We start from the raw sequence: 17,856 nt of genomic DNA, 5'->3' as shown, positions 1-17,856 counted from the left end.
CTGTGCGCCCGGTCTGTCAGGGGTGCTGGCCTGGCTGGCGCCCGTCCCAGATGCCTGCGCTGGCATGGCCCGCTCCCCTAACACACGCCCGGACGGCGGCCCATGGCTCACGTCCGGTGGCCCGGCCGCGGGCTCATCGCCGCTGGCCTCGCCACTGGAACAGGGCGGCGGCGCCCGCGGCGAGCACGCTGATGAGGAAGAGCAACGCGTCCCAGACCGGCCACGCGATGCCGATGGCGCGCTGCAGGAACACGGCCTCGACGAGCCGCACGAGCAGCGACGCGGACCCGTAGGCCACGAGGGCGAGCACGACGGGCGTCGTGAGCCGCGGCGCGAGCGCGCTCATCCGGGCGTCGTCCCGCCAGACGCGGCGAAAGATATAGAAGCCGCCGAGCAGCCCGACGCCGAACAGGGCGCACAGGATCCCGAGCGTGAGCAAGGTGGCTCCCTGGCCCGACATCGCGGCGGCGTCGCCGCGCGCCGCGCGCGCGAAGCCGGCGAGGCAGCTGACGAGGCCCGCGCCGAGCCACCCCAGGCCGAGGCTCACCACGAGGAAGACCATCTGCCGCGTCAGGTACGCCTCGGACGACGCGGAGCCGGGCAGGCCGAACGCGTGCGAGAGCGCGTAAGGCCGCCCGAGCACGACGGACGCGCGCGCGAGCGACGCGCGAGCGCTGGGCGGCCCGGGCGCGGCCGCTTCCTCGTAGGGCGCGAGCTCGCCGGCGAGCTCGCCCATCGAGGCGTGGCGGCCCTCTCGCTGCTTCGCCATGGCGCGCTGGACGATGACCTCCAGGCCCGGCGGGATCTCCGGGTTCAGCGACCGCGGCGGCGGCGGCTCCTCCGTCATGACGGCGAGGAGCACCGCCGTCGGGTCGCTGCGCTCGAAGGGGCGCTGGCCCGTGAGCGCGTGGTAGAGGACCGCCCCCACGGAGTAGATGTCGGCTCGAGGGTCGATATCTTCCCCCTTCGCCTGCTCCGGGGCCATGTACGCCGGCGTTCCGAGCACCATGCCCGTCCTCGTGAGCGTGGACGGCGCGGAGGTCTTCGAGATGCCGAAATCGAGGACCTTCACCGTCGGGCACGCAGGGTCGCCCGTGAGGAAGATGTTCTCCGGCTTGATGTCCCGGTGCACGATGCCCGCGGCGTGCGCGGCCGCGATGCCTTCGCATACCTCGCGCGCGATCCGCACCGCGGCGCCGGCCGGCAGCCGCCCTCCCGACCCTGCGAGGAGCTCGTCGAGGCCCTTGCCCTCCAGGTACTCGGCGATGATGCACGGCCGGCCGTCGCTCAGCCGGTTCACGTCGAAGATCTCGACGACGTGCGGGCTCCGGATCGACGCCGCGGCCTCGGCCTCGCGCTGGAACCGCGCGAGGACGGTGGGCTGCTGGGCGAGCTCGGGGTGGAGCGTCTTCAGCGCGAACCGCTTGCCCGGGATGCGGGTGTGGTGCGTCTCGTAGACGCGGCCCATGCCGCCTTCGCCGAGCATGCGGATGACGTGGTACGCGCCCGCCACCGTGGTGCCGACGAGCGGGTCCGCCTCCGCCGGCTGCCCGCCGGCCGCGCTGTCCGGGGGGCCCGCCGCGCTCCCCGCAGGAGGAGCGGGTGGACGGACCGTGTCGGCGGTCGCGTCGTGCGCCGCCGCCGCTGCCAGCCCTTTGGGGAGGGCAGCGGGGCGGACCGTCTCGGCGGCCAGCTCGTGAGCCGCTGCGCCCGCCGCGGGCGGAGGGGGAGGCGGAGGGCGAACCGTCTCCGCGGTCGTGGAGGTGGCGGCAGCGGCGGCTGCCGCGGCCTGCGCTCCGCGCACGGCGGCAAGCGCGGCCTGCCGCTCCGTGTCGCTCATGACGCGGGTGGGTCCGTCGCCCTCCTCGGCTCCCGTGGAGGGCGCGCGGGACGATGGCACGGCAGGAGTGCCCGAGCGACCGGGCGAAAAGCTCGAATCCGACACGCTCAGGGCCTCGCTCCCATGGATCCGGGTCGACCCTCACCAGAGGTGGGGATCGACGATTCGTCGCCAACGCGCGGGCGAACACCGCGAGGCGACGCTACCACGGATCGCGGCGCGCGAGGGCGCCGACCTGCGGAACCGTGAGCGGCTCGTGATTTCGAGGTGTTCGCGCGGCCGGACTGGCAAGTGTCGCGCGGTGCGTAACGGGTGGTCGCCCCGTCAGCTCGCGGGCTGCTCGACCTGGACGGGCTTCTGCTTGGCAGCCTTGCGCTGCTCCGCATCGAGCAGGCCGATCCGCGCCTTCTGGCAGCGCTTCAGGCGCTTCTTCTTGAGCGGGGTGGCGAGCCATTCGTGACGCAGACGGACATTCCACTTCGGAGTATTGGCCATGATCGTAGGACTTTCTCTGCGAGGGCGGCGGAGACTACACAAACGTGCCGGGGCGTCAAGCTGCCAGTGGGGTCGCCCGCTTCGTATTTTTCGCTCTCGTCTTGCTTCTTGCTGTCGCGTGGTCGCGTGGTCGCGTGTTGCGTTGTCGTGTGCGGCGCCGTGTGCGCTGCGTTCTGTCCCTATCGTCCCTGCGTTTGTGGCGCTGGCCCGCTGGCACTTACCACAGCGCTGGCGGGGTGGTCCTGGCAATCGCGGAGCGCTCGGCGATCCGCTGCTGGAGGCGGCGCCAGAGCGCGCGTGCAGCGGGCGCGGGGACGGCAGGGAACGCGCGCACGGTGTGGAGCATCGTTGCGGCGCTCGTGTGGACGGGGCGCTCCGACGCGGTGAGGGCGCACAGGGCGCTGCGGCGCTCGGCCGACTGACGCGCGACCGCGGCGCGGAAGTCCTCGCGGGCGAGGCGCAGGCGGGAGCGGACCGTGTTCTCGTTGAGCGAAAGCTCGCCGGCGATGTCGGCCACCGCGACACCGAGGAGATCGTACATGACGAGGATCACGCGCCGCTCGGGCGCGACCTTCAGCAGCAGCGCCGTCACGATCTCGGCGCGGTCCGCGCTCGCGAGCGACTGCTCCGGCGTCGGCGCGGGGGCGCGCCCGTCGAACGGCCAGGACACGCCGGCCCCGGAGGGGATCTCGCGGCGCCGGTGAGCGCGCGCGTGGTAGTGGCTCGCCTTTCTCCATGCGATGCCGAACAGCCACCGATGCAGCGCCGCCTCGGGCGTGATGCGAAGGGGCGGCGGCCCTGACGCGGAGAGGCCGCCCGCAGGGGCCGCGTGGAAACGCCATGGCTCGTAGCTGGCCAGGCCCCGATAGGCCGCGAGGAAGACCTCCTGGAGCATGTCGTCCAGATCGTTCACCGAGACGCCCAGCCAGCGGAGCGCGTGATGAAGGAACGGCAAGCCCACGGCATAGACCGTCTCGAACGACGGGCGCGCCGGCGCGGACGGCGGCGCGGACGGCGAGGAACGCGGCGGCGTCATCCGGACCCTCGCGGCGCCGGGAGCTCCGCGCCGGCGCAGGTGGGGTAGGGGCGCGGCGCAGGCCGGCCGGCCGGCAGATCGGACGCCGGCGGCGGCCGGAGCCAGCGCTCGACCGGCTCGAGCTCGACCAGCATGTCCAGGGAGGTCCGGAGAGAGAGGCGGAAGTCGTCGTCCTCGGCGGCCCGGGCGCTGTGGAACGCGACATAGAACAGCACGGTGCCCAGCTGCATCGCCCGCGGATCTCCCCGGCGTTGCAGGAAGCGATCGGCGAGATCGCACAGGGCGTGAAACAGGCGGCCTCCCGGGCGACAGCTCTCGGGACCGCACACATCGAGGGTGGCGCACCGGCGGGCGCGCCGGGCTGCTTTGTGCATGGAAGGCGCGCGCGTCTTCGTCACGCGCGCCTTCGGACTGCTCCGATTCGGCATGATTCGGTCCCCCGTAAGGTTGAGATCGCGATGGATGCCACGTGCATCCACCGCATGAATTACGGAGACCGCCTGGGGATGATTTCGTCCTGTGCCCTCTCGCCTGCGCGCCGGCGGATGTGCGGCGGCGCCGGGGCCGGCCGGTGTCGGCCCCGCGAGATCGTCAATCCGGCACGGGCGTGAGCTGCACCTGGAGGTGGATCGGCGGGGCGCCGCTCCTGGCCTCGACCAGGCGGTCCCAGGCGAAGTAGCCGACCTTCTCCACGGTGATCCGGTGCGCGCCGGGCGGCAGCGCGACGCCGTGGGCGGCGACGTAGGCGAGCGCGCCGATGTACTGGTCGTCGATGGTGACCGACGCGTCGGGCACGTTCCCCTTCACCCGCAGCGAGACCGTCGCCGGAGTCCGAGCGACGCACGCCGACAGCCCGAGCATCAGGAGCGCCGCCGTGGCGCGCGTCCGCTTCGCGCTCGCGCTGGCCATCGTCACTCCCACTCGATCGTCGAGGGCGGCTTCGAGGACACGTCGAGCACCACGCGGTTCACGCCGCGCACCTCGTTGATGATGCGCGAGCTCACCCGGGCGATGAGGTCGTAGGGCAGCCGCGCCCAGTCGGCCGTCATGCCGTCGGTCGAGTGCACGGCGCGGAGCGCGATCGCCTCGTCGTAGGTGCGCTCGTCGCCCATCACGCCCACGGAGCGCACCGGGAGGAGCACGCAGAAGCTCTGCCAGAGCGACTCGTAGAGCCCGGCGGCGCGGATCTCCTGGTCGAAGATGGCGTCGGCCGCTTTGAGCACGCGCAGCTTCTCCGGCGTCACCTCGCCGAGGCAGCGCACCGCGAGCCCCGGGCCGGGGAACGGCTGGCGGTACAGGATGTCCCGCGGCATGCCCATCGCCTCGCCGGCGGCCCGCACCTCGTCCTTGAAGAGCTCCCGCAGGGGCTCGATCAGGCCGAGGTTCATCCGCTCGGGCAGGCCGCCGACGTTGTGGTGGCTCTTGATGACGGCGCTCGGACCCTTGAACGAGACGCTCTCGATCACGTCGGGGTAGAGCGTGCCCTGCACGAGCCACTTCGCGCCCTGGACCCGCTTCGCCTCCTCCTCGAACACCTCGATGAACAGGCGGCCGATCACCTTGCGCTTCTGCTCCGGATCCACGACGCCGCGCAGCCCCTCGAGGAACCGCGCCGACGCGTCGACGGCGTCGAGGTTCATGTGGAAGTGGCCGCGGAAGGTCCGCTCGACGCTCTCCGCCTCGCCCTCGCGCAGCAGGCCGTTGTCGACGAAGATGCACGTCAGCCGGTCGCCCAGGGCGCGCTGACAGAGCACGGCGGCGACCGAGGAGTCGACCCCGCCCGAGAGGCCCAGGATGACGCGGTCGCTCGGCCCGGCCTTCTCTCGGACCGCGGCGATCGCCTCCTCCACGAACGACGCGGGCGTCCAGGTCGGCGAGAGGCCGGCGACGTCGAACAGGAAGGACTGGAGGATCTCCTTGCCGCGCGGCGTGTGGACGACCTCGGGGTGGAACTGGAGGCCGTAGAGCTTGTCGCGCTCGCGGGCGACGGCGCAGAGCGGGCTGCCGGTCGTGGTGCCGAGCGACACGAACCCCTCCGGCATCGCGGTGAGCCGATCGCCGTGGCTCATCCAGACGTCGAGGGAGTCGCCCTCGGCGAAGCGCGAGAAGATGCCCGTCGGGCGCTCGACGCGCACCGCCGCGGGGCCGTACTCGCCCCCCGTGTGCGCGCGCTCGACCTTGCCGCCGAGGTGATACGCCATGAGCTGGAGCCCGTAGCAGATGCCCAGCGTCGGGACGCCGAGCTCCAGCACCTCCCGGGAACAGCGGGGAGCGTTGTCTCCGTACACGCTGGCGGGGCCGCCCGAGAGGATGAGCGCCCGCGGCGCGAGCCGGCGCAGCTCGGCGATGGGCACGTCGAAGCGGTGGATCTCGCAGTAGACGCCAGACTCGCGCACGCGCCGGGCGATGAGCTGCGTGTACTGAGAGCCGAAATCGAGGATGACGACGAAGTCCCGCCGGGGTGAGAGCATGGCTGCCGCTAGCATGGCGGGGCTGGATCCGCCAGAGTCGCGCGGCCGAGGCGCTCGCCGCACGCCCGCTCGCGGCGCCCTGCGCTACGGCTGCGTGGGCGGCGGCGGCGTGGTGGGCGGCGGCTGCGTGGACGCGGGCGGCGCGCCCGGCGACGGGGCGAGCAGCGGCGCGCCCGGCGTCGCATCCGGCTCGTCGGGCGGCGCGGCGGGCGCGTCGCCGACGCCGCCGTCATACGCGCGCGGGCGCTCGTACTCGGGCGGCGGACCGGGCGGGAGCGGCTTCGGCGCGGCGGAGGAGCACGCCGCGGCGAGGTGCGCGGCGAGGATCGCGGCGAGCGCGGCGATCGGCGAGGCGTGGCGGGCGCGTGTCATAGCTCCACTCCGCTCCCCCCGCTGTTCGCGGGAGGAGCACGATACGGTGGTATTTCGGGAGGGCCGGCCGGATCGGGCGGCACCTGGAGCCCCTCCGGATCGGCGAAAGGCGAGGAGGGGACGGAGGGGGCCGCCGGCGGCGCGTCGAGCGGCGCCCCCAGCGCGCCCGGCGCCGCGAGGGGGATGCCCGTGCTCGCCGTGGCGGGCGCGTCTGCGCCTGCGTCCGAGCCGCGGCACGCCGGCGCGATCACGGCGACGAGCGCCCCCGCGAGGAGCGCCGCGCCGCGCCGCGCGCTGCCTGCCCGCGGCGCGCGGCCGGCGTCTCGGGATCCGGGTGCGAAGGACGCCTGGCTCGAGCTTCGGAGATCGCCGGACACGGCGGGTACGCTAGCATGGACGCGCAGGAGAACGGTTGGCCCGCGCAGGGAGGCGAGCTAGGTTCCCGCTGTGGAACAGAGCAACATCGATCTAGAGGGCACGCTTCGCGCGCTCTGCCAGCGCGCCCGGACGGCTGCCCGGGCCCTCGCCCCGCTGGACCGGGCCCAGAAGGACCGCGCGCTGCGCGCGATCGCCGAGCGGCTGCGCGCCGAGGCCGGCGAGGGCAAGCGCTCCGCGGTGCTGGCCGCGAACGCCGAGGACGTGGCCGCGGCGCGCGCCGCCGGCGTCTCCGAGGCGCTCGTCGACCGGCTCGTGCTCGACGAGGCGCGGCTCGCGGCGATCGCCGGCGCGGTGCTCGAGGTCGCCTCCGCCAGCGATCCGGTCGGGCAGGTCGTCGGGATGGAACGGCGGCCGAACGGGCTCCTCGTCGGGCAGGTGCGCGTCCCGCTCGGCGTGATCGCGATGATCTACGAGTCGCGCCCCAACGTGACGGTCGACGCCGCGGTGCTCTGCCTGAAGAGCGGCAACGCCGCGGTCCTCCGCGGCGGCAAGGAGGCGGCTCGCTCGAACGCGGCCCTCGGCGAGCTGATCTCGGACGCGCTGCGCTCGGTCGGCCTGCCAGCCGACGCCGTGCAGATGGTCCCCTCGCTCGACCGCGAGGCCACGCGGATCCTGCTCGGCCTGACCGGCATGATCGATCTGGCCATCCCGCGCGGCGGCGAGGGCCTCATCCGGTTCGTGGCCGAGAACGCGCGCGTCCCGGTGATCCAGCACTACAAGGGCGTGAACCACCTCTTCGCCGACGCCGGCTGCGACGTCGAGATGGCCTACCGCCTCGTCGAGAACGGCAAGCTCCAGCGCCCCGGCGTCTGCAACGCGCTGGAGTGCCTGCTCGTCCACGAGGGCGTCGCGGCGCCGCTGCTCGGGCGCGTGGCCGCACTCTCGGAGCGCGGGCTCGAGCTGCGCGGCGACGCCGCCACCTGCGCGCTCGTGCCGTCGGCGCGCAAGGCCGCGGAGGACGACTACGGGCGGGAGTTCCTCGCGCCCATCCTCGCGGTGCGGGTGGTGAGGTCGCTCGACGAGGCGATCGAGCACATCGGCCGCTACGGCTCGATGCACACCGAGGTCATCTGCACGCCCCGCTACGATCACGCGCAGCGGTTCCTGCGCGAGGTCGACGCGAGCTGCGTGCTCGTGAACGCGTCGTCCCGGTTCAACGATGGCGGCGAGCTAGGCCTCGGCGCGGAGATCGGCATCTCCACGACGAAGCTCCACGCCTACGGCCCGATGGGGCTGGCGAGCCTGACGACGCTCAAGTGGATCGCGTACGGCGAGGGCCAGACCCGCTGACGCGGGCGAGACGAGGGGCGCCGGTCATCGACCGGGCGCAAGAAAGCGAGAGAACGTTGGCGAGCAAGAAGGACGCAGGCGAGGGGAGCAGCAAGCCGCGGGCGAAGTCGGGGTCGAAGGCGGGCGAGGGCGCGGAGCCCCGCGCGCCGGCGCGGAAGAAGGCGACCACCGCCAAGGCGGGCGCGGCCGGCCGGGCGTCGTCCGCGGCCAAGCCGAAGCGGCCGGCGTCTCCCCGGATCCGCGCCTCCCACGCGGGCGTCGGCGAGGCCGGCGCGAAGAAGAAGGTGGTCCGCGCGCGCCGCGCGGGCGGCGAGGCGGAGCCGCTGGAGCGCGCGGAGCGGCCGATCCCCGCGGATCGGCCGGCTTCGAGGGCGCGGCGTCCGGCGCGCGACGACGGCGACGCGCCGGCCCCGCGGGTCGCGCGCGGCGGCGGCGAGGGCGGCGCGAAGGCGGTGCTGCCGCTCGCGGCGCGGTCGCCCGCGCGCGCCAAGTCGCCGCTCACCGGCCCGAAGCGCGCCGGCTCGCGCAGGAGCACGCCGCCGCCCGTCCCCGAGCCGTCGGCACCCGCGCGCGAGCTCGCGCTGACGCTGGCCGCGGCGGGGCTCGACAAGAAGGCGATCGGCGTCGAGATCCTGGAGGTCGTGGGGCGCGTCGACTACGCGGACTACCTCGTGATCATGACCGGCCGCTCCGACCGGCACGTCCACGCGATCGCGACGGGGCTGGAGGAGGCGGTGCGCAAGCAGAAGCTCGCGCCGCTCTCGATGGAGGGCCTCGCCGCGGCGACCTGGGTGCTCATCGATTTCGGCGACGTGGTGGTGCACGTGTTCCAGGAGGAGACGCGCCGCCTCTACGACATCGAGGGGCTCTGGATCGACGCGGGGCGCGTCCCGGTCCCGGAAGAGAGCCTGCCGCCGGGGGCGCAGCCCGCCCCGCGGTTCGATCCGAGCTGAGCGCGCCGTGCGACTCGTCGTCGCCGCCGTCGGGCGCGTGAAGGACAAGCCGCTGCGCGCGGCGATGGACGAGTACCTCGGCCGCATCCGCCGCTACGTGGCGTGCGACGAGATCGAGATCCAGGACGGCCCGCCGGCGAAGGTCGGGCCGCTCCTTGCGCGCGCGTCGGCGGGGGCGAGCGTCATCGCCATGGAGGTGGGCGGCAAGGCGCTCGGCAGCGAGGCGTTCGCGGCCGGCGTCGAGCGCTGGGGCTCGCGCGGCAAGGGCGTTGTCACGTTCCTGATCGGGGGCGCGGACGGGCTGCCGCCCGACGTGTCCGCAGCGGCGGACGACCGATGGAGCCTTTCGCCGCTCACGTTCCCGCACCGCCTCGCGCGGCTCGTGCTGATCGAGCAGCTCTACCGCGCGATGACCCTGCTGCGCGGCGAGCCCTACGCCCACTGAGGCGGAGCGCCGGTCACTCCTTGGGCCAGTCGGGGCACGCGAGCTCCATCGGTCCGTTGAACCAGCTCGCATAGGCCGCCTCGCCGGCCCTGTTGTACCTGCCGAGGTGCTGCTCGAAGTACTCGCCCCAGTGGGGCTTCCGGCCGTCGGCGTCGGTGAACCCGTACTCCCTCGCGAGATCCCACGAGCTGAACACGCGGCCGGACTTCGCCGCGACGCGCGGATCGGCGGCGAGCGCCGCGACGGCGCGGCCCACGTAAAACGGCGTCTCCGATTCGATGAAGTGCGGCTCCTTCTCGGCGGCGTCTCGCCAGTTCGCCTCCGTGACGCCGAAGTGGTCGAGCATGGCCTCCGAGCGCAGGAACCCGGGCGTCACCGCGAGCGCCGTCACGGCGGGGTGGCGGCGCAGCTCCCAGGCCATGGCGAAGGCCAGGCGGATGACCGACATCTTCGCCAGATCGTAGAAGAGGTTGCCGCGGTAACCGAAGTGGTCGCCGTCGGTGATCTCGACGATGAGGCCGCGATCGCGCTCGAGCATGAGCGGCACCGCGTGGCGGCTCGTGATGATGTGCGAGGTGACGGCCCGCTCGAGCAGGATCCTCCCGCTGGGCAGGGAGAGCTTCCAGAACGGCTGGCCGAACTCGGTGAGCTCATCGCCGCCCCACACGTCGTTGACCAGGACGTCGAGCCTCCCTTGCTCCTGCCGGATCCGGGCGCAGAGCGCCTCGACCTGCTCCTCGACGGTGTGGTCGACCTGCGCGGCGACGCCGCGCCCTCCCGCCGCGGCCACGAGCTCGGCGGTCTCCTCGATGGTCTCGGGGCGCTGGCCGGTGGCGGGCCGGCCGCGGACGCTGCGCCCTGTGCAATAGACCGTGGCGCCGGCCTCGCCGAGCGAGCGTGCGATGGCGCGCCCCGCGCCGCGCGTGGCTCCGGCGACGAGGGCGACCTGTCCTTCGAGCGGTCTCATACGATGTCTCCTCCTTGGCGACCGGCGTCGCCGCGGACGCGCGCGGGCTCCTGCGGCGCGCGCCCTTGCATTCCGGCCTGTTCCGGTCGTCCCGCGACGCTACGGGAGAATTCCTGACGTCTCCTGTCATGAATTGCGCGTAGCCTCTCGGGCGGGTCATTTCGGGGTCGGGAGCCACGGACGGTCATGCGCGCGGATCGGCTGCTCAGCTTGATGTTGCTCTTGCAGCGGGCGAAGAGCCGGCAGCTGACGGCCGAGGACCTGGCGCGCCGCCTGGAGGTCTCGGCGCGGACGATCTACAGGGACCTCGACGCGCTGTCGTCCGCGGGCGTGCCCGTCTATGCGCAGCGCGGCCCGAGCGGCGGGATCGCGCTGGCGGAGGGGTGGCAGACGACGCTGACCGGGCTGACGCAGCCCGAGGTGCAGGCGCTCGCCGCGGTCGCCGCGCCCGGAGCGCTGGCCGACATCGGGCTCTCGGCGGCGCTGGAGAGCGGGCTGATCAAGCTGTCGGCGGCGCTGCCGGCCGTGCATCGGTCGCTGGCCGAGCACGCGCGGCAGCGGCTCCACGTGGACGCGTCGGGGTGGTTCCAGGGCAGGGAGGTGGTGCCGCACCTCGACGTCCTGCGGGAGGGGGTCTGGCAGGATCGCAAGGTGTGGCTCGCGTACCGGGATTTCGACGGCGAGGCGAGCGAGCGGGTGGTGGAGCCGTACGGGCTCGTGATCAAGGCCGACCGCTGGTACCTCGTCGCCGGCACCGAGCGGGGGCCGAGCATCTTCCGGGGAGCGCGGGTGGCGGGGGCGCGGCTCCTCGAAGCCGCGTTTGCGCGGCCGGAGGGGTTCGACCTGGCGGCGTGCTGGAAGGCCTTGAGCGGGCGGTTCGCGGAGCGCAGGGCGAGCTACGTGGTGACGTTGCGCGTGACCGGGGAGGGGGAAGAGGCGCTCCGGCGGGTCCGGCCCGGCGGCGAGCACGAGCGGTGGGGGCGCGGGAAGCGCGGGCGCGACGGGACGAGCGCCGTGACGGTCGACTTCGAGCGGGAGTCGATCGCGATCTCGCAGATCGTCGGGCTGGGCAGGTGCGTCGAGGTGGTCGAGCCGGCGGCGCTGCGGGCGCGGCTCCGGGAGATCGCGAAGGATCTACGAGCGGTTTACGGGGCGCGCGGCGCGGCGGCGCCTCAGCGCGCGGGCAGGAAGAGGTGATCCGACACCGGAGGGATCGCGAACGTGCCCAGGCTCATTCCGCGTCGGGACACGAATACCCGATCTCCCAGTCCTGCACCTGGACTCCGCCCGCGCCGTCGCTCGTCGGATTCAGCGTCACCTGGAGCTCGAGGTAATCCGCTTGCGCTCCCGGCAGCGCGCCGAGATCGACGGCGCACGGCGGCGTCGAGGTGCCGTCGCACACCTGGGTATCGGCCGGCGTGGCGTGGGCGGTTGCGGCGAGCGTGACGGCCGCTGCGCCGAGATCGGCGGTGTCGTCCGCCGATCGCACGAAGAACTCGACGCTCGAGTCGCCCGGGGTGGTCGTCCTGTAGGTGAGGTATTCCCACCGGGCCTTGGTCCCCGGCGGGCAGACGCCGTGGTAGCGCTCCCACGCCGTGGTGATGGGCGAGAGGGTCTCGGCCGCGCACGGGACGGTCGCCCGGATCTTGCCGCCGGGGTTCTCGCGGAGGGCGGAGCAGGTCTGCGGGCAGAGCCTGGCGGTCGTGTGCGTCGCGTCGGTGAAGTACCAGCCCGTGCCGCAGCTGCCGAGACCGGCCCGGGGCGTGAGCGTCGTCTCCACGCCGGCGGCGTTCTCGTAAACGACGGACACCGAGGCGGGATCCGAGGCGCCCGCGCTGGCGACCGCGACGTCGCAGGACCGCGCCTCTCCGCGGATCGAGACGAGCGCATCGAGGACGCTCGCTTGCAACGTCGGGCCAGCGATGAGGTTGTACGCCTGACCTCCGCCTTGATCCGCGATGAGGTTGATGAGCGTCGTATTCGAGTTGCCGAAGCCCACCGCGTGCACGCGAACGCCGTGGTTCACGAAGGCGTTTCGCGCCAGGTTTCCGATGGCGTTGGGCACGGTGTTGCAGCTCGACGGGACGCCGTCGGTGATGAACACGACCGCGACCGCCTCCTCGGGGTGGGCGTTCTTGTAGTTGATCGCCCAGGTCGTGGCGCCGTCCAGCGCCGGGTACATCGGCGTTTCGCCGGTGGGCGTCGGGAAGCTGCTGAAGGCCTGCATGAGCTTGATCTCTTGCTGGTCCCCCATCGCCCCAGACTCCTCCATCAGCCTGTCGGCCGCGGCGCCGTTGAACGGGACGAGCGGCAGCGCACAGCCGCCGCCGCCGGCGGGCGGACAGGAGGGCGTCTCGTTGCACGGGCCCGGGTTGTCGAGCGGCCAGAACCGGAACGCGACGCCGAGCCCCGCCGACGCCGGATCCTGGAAGAATGCCTTGAGGGCGTTCGTGGCCGGAATCCATCGATCGTTGATCGTGTCGTCAAACGATGAGCTCAGATTCCGCCGCATCGAGGTGGATCGATCGAGCGCCACGAACATCGTGACCGGCCTCGACTGCGTGGCGCTGGCCGTGGCGGTGCAGGCGGGCGACCCACACTCTCCCGATTGATAGACGCTCCCGTTGTTGCCGCACTGGCACTCGGCGATCTGCCCCGCGCCCGGCGGGTTGACGATGAGCTCCATGCCGTCGGTGACGCCGGTGCAGCCCGTCACGCTGATGCACTCGCCCGGCTCGATCGGCTACGCCGTCGTGCAGGCGAGGGTGCCGCCGCTCGGGCTGCAGACGTCGAGGATCCGGCTCGGAGCCGAGGAGGGGAGCTGGCCCGCGCCAGCAGCATAGCGGTGGATGGCGATGCCCGCGGGCGCCTGGGTGGTGCCGCGGTTGCAGACGGGGATCGTCCCGCCACAGGGCACGCCGATCGTCAGGTCCGGGAGGGAGCATGCGGGGTTCGTCTCACCCGGCAGGTAGGCATTGCAGCTGCCCTGCTCCGGGCAGGTCTCGCCGCAGACGCTCTCCACGAGGTCGACGCAGCTCTGTGTCCAGGCGCCGCCCGGCGCGCAGCAGCTCGGCGAGACATCGCAGATCTGCGACACGCACGCGTTGCAGCCCGCGTTCAACCGCTCGCCGGTGTAACACTTGTCGTGCGCGCATCCCGGATCGGTCTCGCAGCTGGAGCCGCACAACGACCCGGCCAGGGCGACGCAGCTCGCGTCCCATTGCGGGGTGGTCGCGCTGCACGTCTTGGGGGCGCACTCGGTGGCGACATAACCCGCGCAGGTCGCGCTCCAGACCCCCGTGCAGCGGCCGCCTGACAGGATGGTTCCCGGGGGACATGCGCCGCTGGGCGCGGTGCAGCGGCCTGGGAAGACGCAGGTGCTGCCCGTGCCGATGATCGCAGTGCACTGCGCCGTCGTGCTGCACGTGATGTCGCAGCAGCGCGGATGGTTCGCGCAGATGGTCGCGATGCACGCGTCGCCGCAGGTCGTCGTCATATTGGTCGCGGCGCCGGGAGCCGCCACGCAGGCGTCGTGCGCGCAATCGCCCGGCACGGCCGTCGGCGTGCAGCAGTTCGGGTTGGCGTCGCAGACCTTCGTGACGCAGCCGCTGCACGTCGACAGCAGCGAGGAGCCCGTCGCGCATGGATCGTGGGCGCACGCGCCCTGCGCGGGGTTGTCGCAGTGCTGGTCGAACTGGCAGTCCTCGCCGGTCGTGCACGGCTCCTGCGTGCCCTGCGCTGCGATGGACTCCGGCAGCTCGTCGAGATCGCCGACCGACCAGGCATAGGTCGCGCCGGTGCCCTCGAGGTCGACGGGGCTCCCGCCCGGCGGCCCCTCGAACGATTCGCCGCCGCAGGGCGCGCACGGGCCGCCGCAATCGACGCCGTTCTCGCTGCCGTTCTGGATCCCGTCGTCGCACGTGACGTAGCAGACGTCGAGCTTCGGCCGGCTCGCGATCTCCGGCCGCTCGCTGCTCTTGAACTCGCTCCTCACGACCGGATCTTCCTCGATGAGGACGCCGTGGTTCTCGGCCTCGCCGCTCACCCACGCGCGCGCCAGCGCCGTGAGGTCGGAGGAGCGGACACCGGCCGCCCCGCCGCCGGTGAACGACGCGACGATCGCTGGATCGAACGACTCTCCGAAGCTCCCCCAGGTCGCGGTGGACTCCGCCCAGGCGCTCGTGACGCGGTGGATGCGGACCGTGCTGGTGTCCGTCTTGTAGATCTGCGAGAGCGACAGGTTCGCCGACACGACCTCGGCGTTCGATGGGAGGCCGGAGAGGTCGAACGGAGCAGGCTGCGCCGGATCCCGCCGCTCGCGCTCGTCCCCGAGCTGAGCGCCACGTTCGCGCCGTCGTTCCAGGTCGGCGCGTTCTGCCAGAGCACGACATCGTCCACGCCCGCTGGTCCGGCGCCGCGCTGGACGGTGGTGCACACCTGTCCTTCGGTCGATAGTGCCTGCGCGGCGCGCGCCGCGCTCTCGCCGCCGCCGTCGCCCGCGCCGCCGGGATCGGCGCCACACGAGGCCGCGAGGGCGCTCGCCACGCCCGCGCACAGGGCGCTGAGTAGTTTCATCTTATCTCTCATACAAAGGTTCTCCATGACAGACGTTGTGGTTCGCCGCGCAAGGCTTCGCCGCGCGCAAGGCCAGAGTCGTGTAGCCCCACGGTCATGAGCGCTGGGAACGAGGCGAGGTGCGGCGTGAGTCGCTGCAAAAGCCCAAGACAAATATCCATCCATGGTCTGCCGCTCACGCATGCATGTCAAGACGTGAAGACGATGATTCCGTGGTTCGGACATGGGATGCCGGCACCCGGCAGCTCGTTCATCGTTGAATTGTTTGCGTGGTCCGCAACGACTGCATCACATCCGCATCACCCGCAAAATTTTGCAAATTGCACTGTTTGCGCGGTCTGCATCGCATCTGCATCGCTTGCAACATTTTGCGAGGTCGTCATCAAGACGACGGCGGATGAGCCGTGTGCGAGTCTGACCGGCCGAACAATCGCCGACCGGAAGGTCGGTTGTCCTTTGATCAAGCAGGTTCACGGCTTGACCGCCCGCCAGGAACTGTATGGAACCTGGAGGGCGACACGCGGAGACACGAGCTGTGGGGGGCGCTGCCGCCCCCGGTGCGCGCGAGAGGGCAGGTCGCAAAGAGTGCCGTCGGCCAGGCCAGGGCGGTTACGTTAAGAGTCAATTCCAGGGGCTCAGGTCAGGCCGAGCCGTACGAACCCGCGAGGACTGTGGTACCTGCTCCTCGATCGCGTCGGGCGAGGCGGCCTCGCGAACGTGTGGCGCGCTCGCGACGACGAGCAGGGCCACGTCGTCGCGATCAAGGCGCTGCACTCGAGCCTCGCGGAGGACGCGATCCGGCGCGAGCGCTTCCTCCGGGGGGCCCAGCGCATGGCGGGGCTCGATCACCACGGCGTCGTGCGGGTGATCGAGCCGCACGGCGAGGACGGCGGCTTCCACTTCTTCGTCATGGAGTTCGTCGACGTCGGCTTCCGCTGCGTCCGCGGCTGGCAGCAAGCCCAGGCCGCGAAGTCGCTGCCCGTGCCGCCGGGGCGGTGACGGGCGGCGAGCCGATCGATGGGGGCGTCGGCGAGCTCTGGTATTACAGCCGTATTGGGTCCGAGGCGGCTGTAGTGCTCAAGACCCCTCGACAAGATCTCGCAGCTGAGTCAGCTCCTGATCCACCCATCCTCTCTGCTCGTCGAAAGCCGCCTCGGAGCACCCCGGCGGCCTCTGTAGGGTGAAGAGGAGCAGGCTCCCGGGGCCGTGTCGCACGATGCGCATGGGCATCCGCAGCTCTCCGCTGCCTGGATCAACGCAGTGCCAGACGACGCCCGCGGACGGATCTGCCTCGTAGCGGAAGCGCACCTCTCCCTGGGGGGAGCTCACGATCCAGCGCTCCCCGTCCTGTCGCATTCCCTGGCAGAAGCGGGTGCCCCAGCGGGGCAGGAGGCGGATGTCCGCGGCCAGACGGAACGCCGTGTCCAGGGGAGCGCGCGTCAGGGCGAGGGCTGTATATCGCGTGTCCCCGGGCTCGTGGCCTGGAAAGTAGCTCACCTCCAGGCGCTCCAGCAGCGCACGCATGCGGGGAAACAAGGCGGCTCCGTGAGGCGAGCCGCAGTGGGCGGCCAGCGCCTCCCCGTCCTGATAGCGGTCCAGGACCACATAGCGCCCGGGCGCGCCGTCCCTGAACAGGTCGTAGCTGAGCGTGCCCCGCTCATGGGCCCGGACCGCAGCCGCGTGGGTCCTGAAGATCGCCTCGAACTCCGCCTCGGAACCCGTCTTGGCCTGCGCGCGCTTGATGCCACCGATCATGAGTCCTCCTTCCGACCTCGTGGAAGTTACGCGTCGGCGGGCCGGCCGACTTGGAGGATCTTGCGCTCGGTCGGTGGCTGCCCTCGGAGGCGCCGGACGGCCGACGGGCTGCACCCGATCTCCGGGCGAAGCCCATCGGTGAAATGGCTGCTCCAAAGGCCCCAAGGGCCGCCGAGGTGGCAGCCAGCTCGCCTCGACGGGTCGCTGCGGCTCAGTCGTCGGGCGGGCCATCGCCGAAGCCGGGCGGACCACCGCCGAAGCCGGGCGGACCACCGCCGAAGCCGGGCGGGCCACCGCCGGCGCCGGGCGGGACCGGGCCGTCGGCGTCGCCACAGAGCGTCTCCTCCAGCGACGAGCGGATCACGAGCACCTTCCACGCGAGCAGCGCGCCGTCGGGCTGGAGCGCGGTCGAGAGCAGGGCCCCGTCACCCGCGTAGATGCTATCTGCCGAGTTGCTCGTGTCCGGCTGCCCGAACTCCTTGTAGTCCGCGTGCTCGGCGAAGAGCTGCGCGGTCAGATCCTCGGGGAAGAAGAGCTGGGACGTGACGTACTCCTGACCTCCGACGCGCAGGGTGAAGTGGATGTGGACGGCGCGCCCCTGGTACCACCCCGGATAGCAGGTGTTGAAGTCGACCCGGCCGTCGGCGCCGGTCGTCTGTACGCCGCGGAAGTAACGGTGCGACTCCGCGTCGGCGTCATCGAACGTGCACATGTCCACCGCGTCATTGCCAGAGTACAGGCCTGCATTGCGGGTGTGCCAGATATCGACGGAAGCGCCCTCGACAGGCTCGCAGGACTCGTCGACGACGAGGAGCGCGAGCCGGACGGGCAGGCCCGGGTACCCCTCGCTGATGTCCCTTCGCTCGATGGTCTCGGCATAACACGGGCCAAGCATGAGCGCGCAGGTCATGGCGCACGTGGCGCCGACACCGTCCTTGAAGGGATCGGGGTAATCGCCGGACATCGACGCCGTGCCGCCGCTGGCCCAGCCGCCGGCGCTCGCGGTGCCCCCCGTACCCCCAGCGCCGCCGGCGCCTCCTGCGCCGCCGCTGCCGGCGCTCGCGCTCGTATCGTCGCAGCTGGCGAGGCCAGCGAGGGGCACCGCCGACAAGGCGAGGCCGAGGCCATGAAGAACATCGCGCCGCGTGAGGGCACGTGGCGCTTTTCTCTGCTTCATCTCGTCTCTCATCTCTTCCTCCTGGAACATCCGACGTCTCGT

The 17,856-nt window shown here is 72.3% G+C and carries 18 protein-coding genes; 5 read left to right on the top strand and 13 right to left on the bottom strand.

Annotated elements, in window-relative coordinates; translation table 11 throughout:
• Window positions 1–133: 133 nt before the first annotated feature.
• The 8 genes from WMF29_RS20095 to WMF29_RS20060 form a co-directional block, all read right to left on the bottom strand.
• Window positions 134–1,840 carry a serine/threonine-protein kinase gene (locus WMF29_RS20095; protein WP_437330389.1) on the bottom strand — a complete coding sequence of 569 codons (1,707 nt, stop codon included), beginning with the start codon at window positions 1,838–1,840 and terminating at the stop codon, window positions 134–136.
• 324 nt (window positions 1,841–2,164) lie between these two features.
• The gene (locus tag WMF29_RS20090) at window positions 2,165–2,335 is read right to left on the bottom strand and encodes a hypothetical protein (RefSeq protein WP_012236312.1); all 171 of its coding nucleotides are present in this window, start codon (window positions 2,333–2,335) and stop codon (window positions 2,165–2,167) included.
• 217 nt (window positions 2,336–2,552) lie between these two features.
• A complete protein-coding gene (locus tag WMF29_RS20085; protein ID WP_437330388.1) occupies window positions 2,553–3,371 on the bottom strand; it encodes an RNA polymerase sigma factor in 819 nt (272 codons plus the stop codon).
• A complete protein-coding gene (locus WMF29_RS20080) occupies window positions 3,368–3,745 on the bottom strand; it encodes a hypothetical protein (RefSeq protein WP_437330387.1) in 378 nt (125 codons plus the stop codon). The genes WMF29_RS20085 and WMF29_RS20080 overlap by 4 nt, the downstream gene beginning before the upstream one ends.
• A 217-nt stretch (window positions 3,746–3,962) precedes the next feature.
• Window positions 3,963–4,280, bottom strand: a complete 318-nt coding sequence (locus tag WMF29_RS20075) for a PEGA domain-containing protein (RefSeq protein WP_437330386.1) — start codon at window positions 4,278–4,280, stop codon at window positions 3,963–3,965.
• Window positions 4,281–4,282: 2 nt separating this feature from the next.
• Window positions 4,283–5,857: a glutamine-hydrolyzing GMP synthase gene (gene guaA / locus WMF29_RS20070; protein WP_272099353.1), complete on the bottom strand. Its 1,575-nt coding sequence runs from the start codon at window positions 5,855–5,857 to the stop codon at window positions 4,283–4,285.
• A gap of 69 nt (window positions 5,858–5,926) precedes the next feature.
• Window positions 5,927–6,214 carry a hypothetical protein gene (locus WMF29_RS20065; protein WP_437330385.1) on the bottom strand — a complete coding sequence of 96 codons (288 nt, stop codon included), beginning with the start codon at window positions 6,212–6,214 and terminating at the stop codon, window positions 5,927–5,929.
• Entirely contained in the window at window positions 6,211–6,591 is a 381-nt protein-coding gene (locus tag WMF29_RS20060; RefSeq protein WP_437330384.1) for a hypothetical protein, read from the bottom strand. Before WMF29_RS20060 ends, WMF29_RS20065 begins: the two co-directional genes overlap by 4 nt.
• Before the next feature lie 70 nt (window positions 6,592–6,661).
• Here WMF29_RS20060 and WMF29_RS20055 point away from each other — a divergent pair, with 70 nt between their 5' ends.
• Genes WMF29_RS20055 through WMF29_RS20045 form a run of 3 tightly spaced genes read left to right on the top strand, consistent with a single transcriptional unit; the run spans window position 6,662 to window position 9,340 of the window.
• Window positions 6,662–7,942: a glutamate-5-semialdehyde dehydrogenase gene (locus tag WMF29_RS20055; protein WP_272099351.1), complete on the top strand. Its 1,281-nt coding sequence runs from the start codon at window positions 6,662–6,664 to the stop codon at window positions 7,940–7,942.
• A gap of 56 nt (window positions 7,943–7,998) precedes the next feature.
• Window positions 7,999–8,895 carry a ribosome silencing factor gene (rsfS, locus tag WMF29_RS20050; protein WP_437330383.1) on the top strand — a complete coding sequence of 299 codons (897 nt, stop codon included), beginning with the start codon at window positions 7,999–8,001 and terminating at the stop codon, window positions 8,893–8,895.
• A gap of 7 nt (window positions 8,896–8,902) precedes the next feature.
• Window positions 8,903–9,340: a 23S rRNA (pseudouridine(1915)-N(3))-methyltransferase RlmH gene (locus WMF29_RS20045; RefSeq protein ID WP_272099347.1), complete on the top strand. Its 438-nt coding sequence runs from the start codon at window positions 8,903–8,905 to the stop codon at window positions 9,338–9,340.
• Between the two features lie 13 nt (window positions 9,341–9,353).
• Here WMF29_RS20045 and WMF29_RS20040 read toward each other — a convergent pair whose 3' ends face one another.
• Window positions 9,354–10,307 carry an SDR family oxidoreductase gene (locus WMF29_RS20040; RefSeq protein ID WP_437330382.1) on the bottom strand — a complete coding sequence of 318 codons (954 nt, stop codon included), beginning with the start codon at window positions 10,305–10,307 and terminating at the stop codon, window positions 9,354–9,356.
• A 186-nt stretch (window positions 10,308–10,493) separates the two neighbouring features.
• On the opposite strand from WMF29_RS20040, the gene WMF29_RS20035 reads away from it, so the two are divergent.
• The gene (locus WMF29_RS20035; protein ID WP_437330381.1) at window positions 10,494–11,504 is read left to right on the top strand and encodes a helix-turn-helix transcriptional regulator; all 1,011 of its coding nucleotides are present in this window, start codon (window positions 10,494–10,496) and stop codon (window positions 11,502–11,504) included.
• Window positions 11,505–11,538: 34 nt separating this feature from the next.
• Here the strand turns inward: WMF29_RS20035 and WMF29_RS20030 are convergent, their stop codons facing one another.
• Together WMF29_RS20030 and WMF29_RS20025 are read right to left on the bottom strand one after the other, a co-directional pair.
• A complete protein-coding gene (locus WMF29_RS20030; protein WP_437330380.1) occupies window positions 11,539–13,023 on the bottom strand; it encodes a hypothetical protein in 1,485 nt (494 codons plus the stop codon).
• Window positions 13,024–13,050: 27 nt separating this feature from the next.
• On the bottom strand, window positions 13,051–14,559 hold the full coding sequence (locus WMF29_RS20025; protein ID WP_437330379.1) for a DNRLRE domain-containing protein: 1,509 nt from the start codon (window positions 14,557–14,559) through the stop codon (window positions 13,051–13,053).
• A gap of 947 nt (window positions 14,560–15,506) precedes the next feature.
• Here WMF29_RS20025 and WMF29_RS20020 point away from each other — a divergent pair.
• Window positions 15,507–15,881: a protein kinase gene (locus tag WMF29_RS20020; protein ID WP_437331145.1), complete on the top strand. Its 375-nt coding sequence runs from the start codon at window positions 15,507–15,509 to the stop codon at window positions 15,879–15,881.
• 78 nt (window positions 15,882–15,959) lie between these two features.
• On the opposite strand, the gene WMF29_RS20015 is transcribed toward WMF29_RS20020, so the two are convergent.
• Together WMF29_RS20015 and WMF29_RS20010 are read right to left on the bottom strand one after the other, a co-directional pair.
• On the bottom strand, window positions 15,960–16,637 hold the full coding sequence (locus tag WMF29_RS20015) for a putative quinol monooxygenase (RefSeq protein WP_437330378.1): 678 nt from the start codon (window positions 16,635–16,637) through the stop codon (window positions 15,960–15,962).
• 211 nt (window positions 16,638–16,848) lie between these two features.
• Window positions 16,849–17,814: a protocatechuate 3,4-dioxygenase gene (locus WMF29_RS20010; RefSeq protein ID WP_437330377.1), complete on the bottom strand. Its 966-nt coding sequence runs from the start codon at window positions 17,812–17,814 to the stop codon at window positions 16,849–16,851.
• Between the last annotated feature and the right edge of the window lie 42 nt (window positions 17,815–17,856).

The organism is Sorangium sp. So ce381, assembly GCF_051473845.1.
GTDB classification, from domain to species: Bacteria; Myxococcota_A; Polyangia; order Polyangiales; family Polyangiaceae; genus Sorangium; species Sorangium atrum.
The sequence above is the reverse complement of the archived record's forward strand: the minus strand, read 5'-3'. Positions and strand labels throughout refer to the sequence as shown.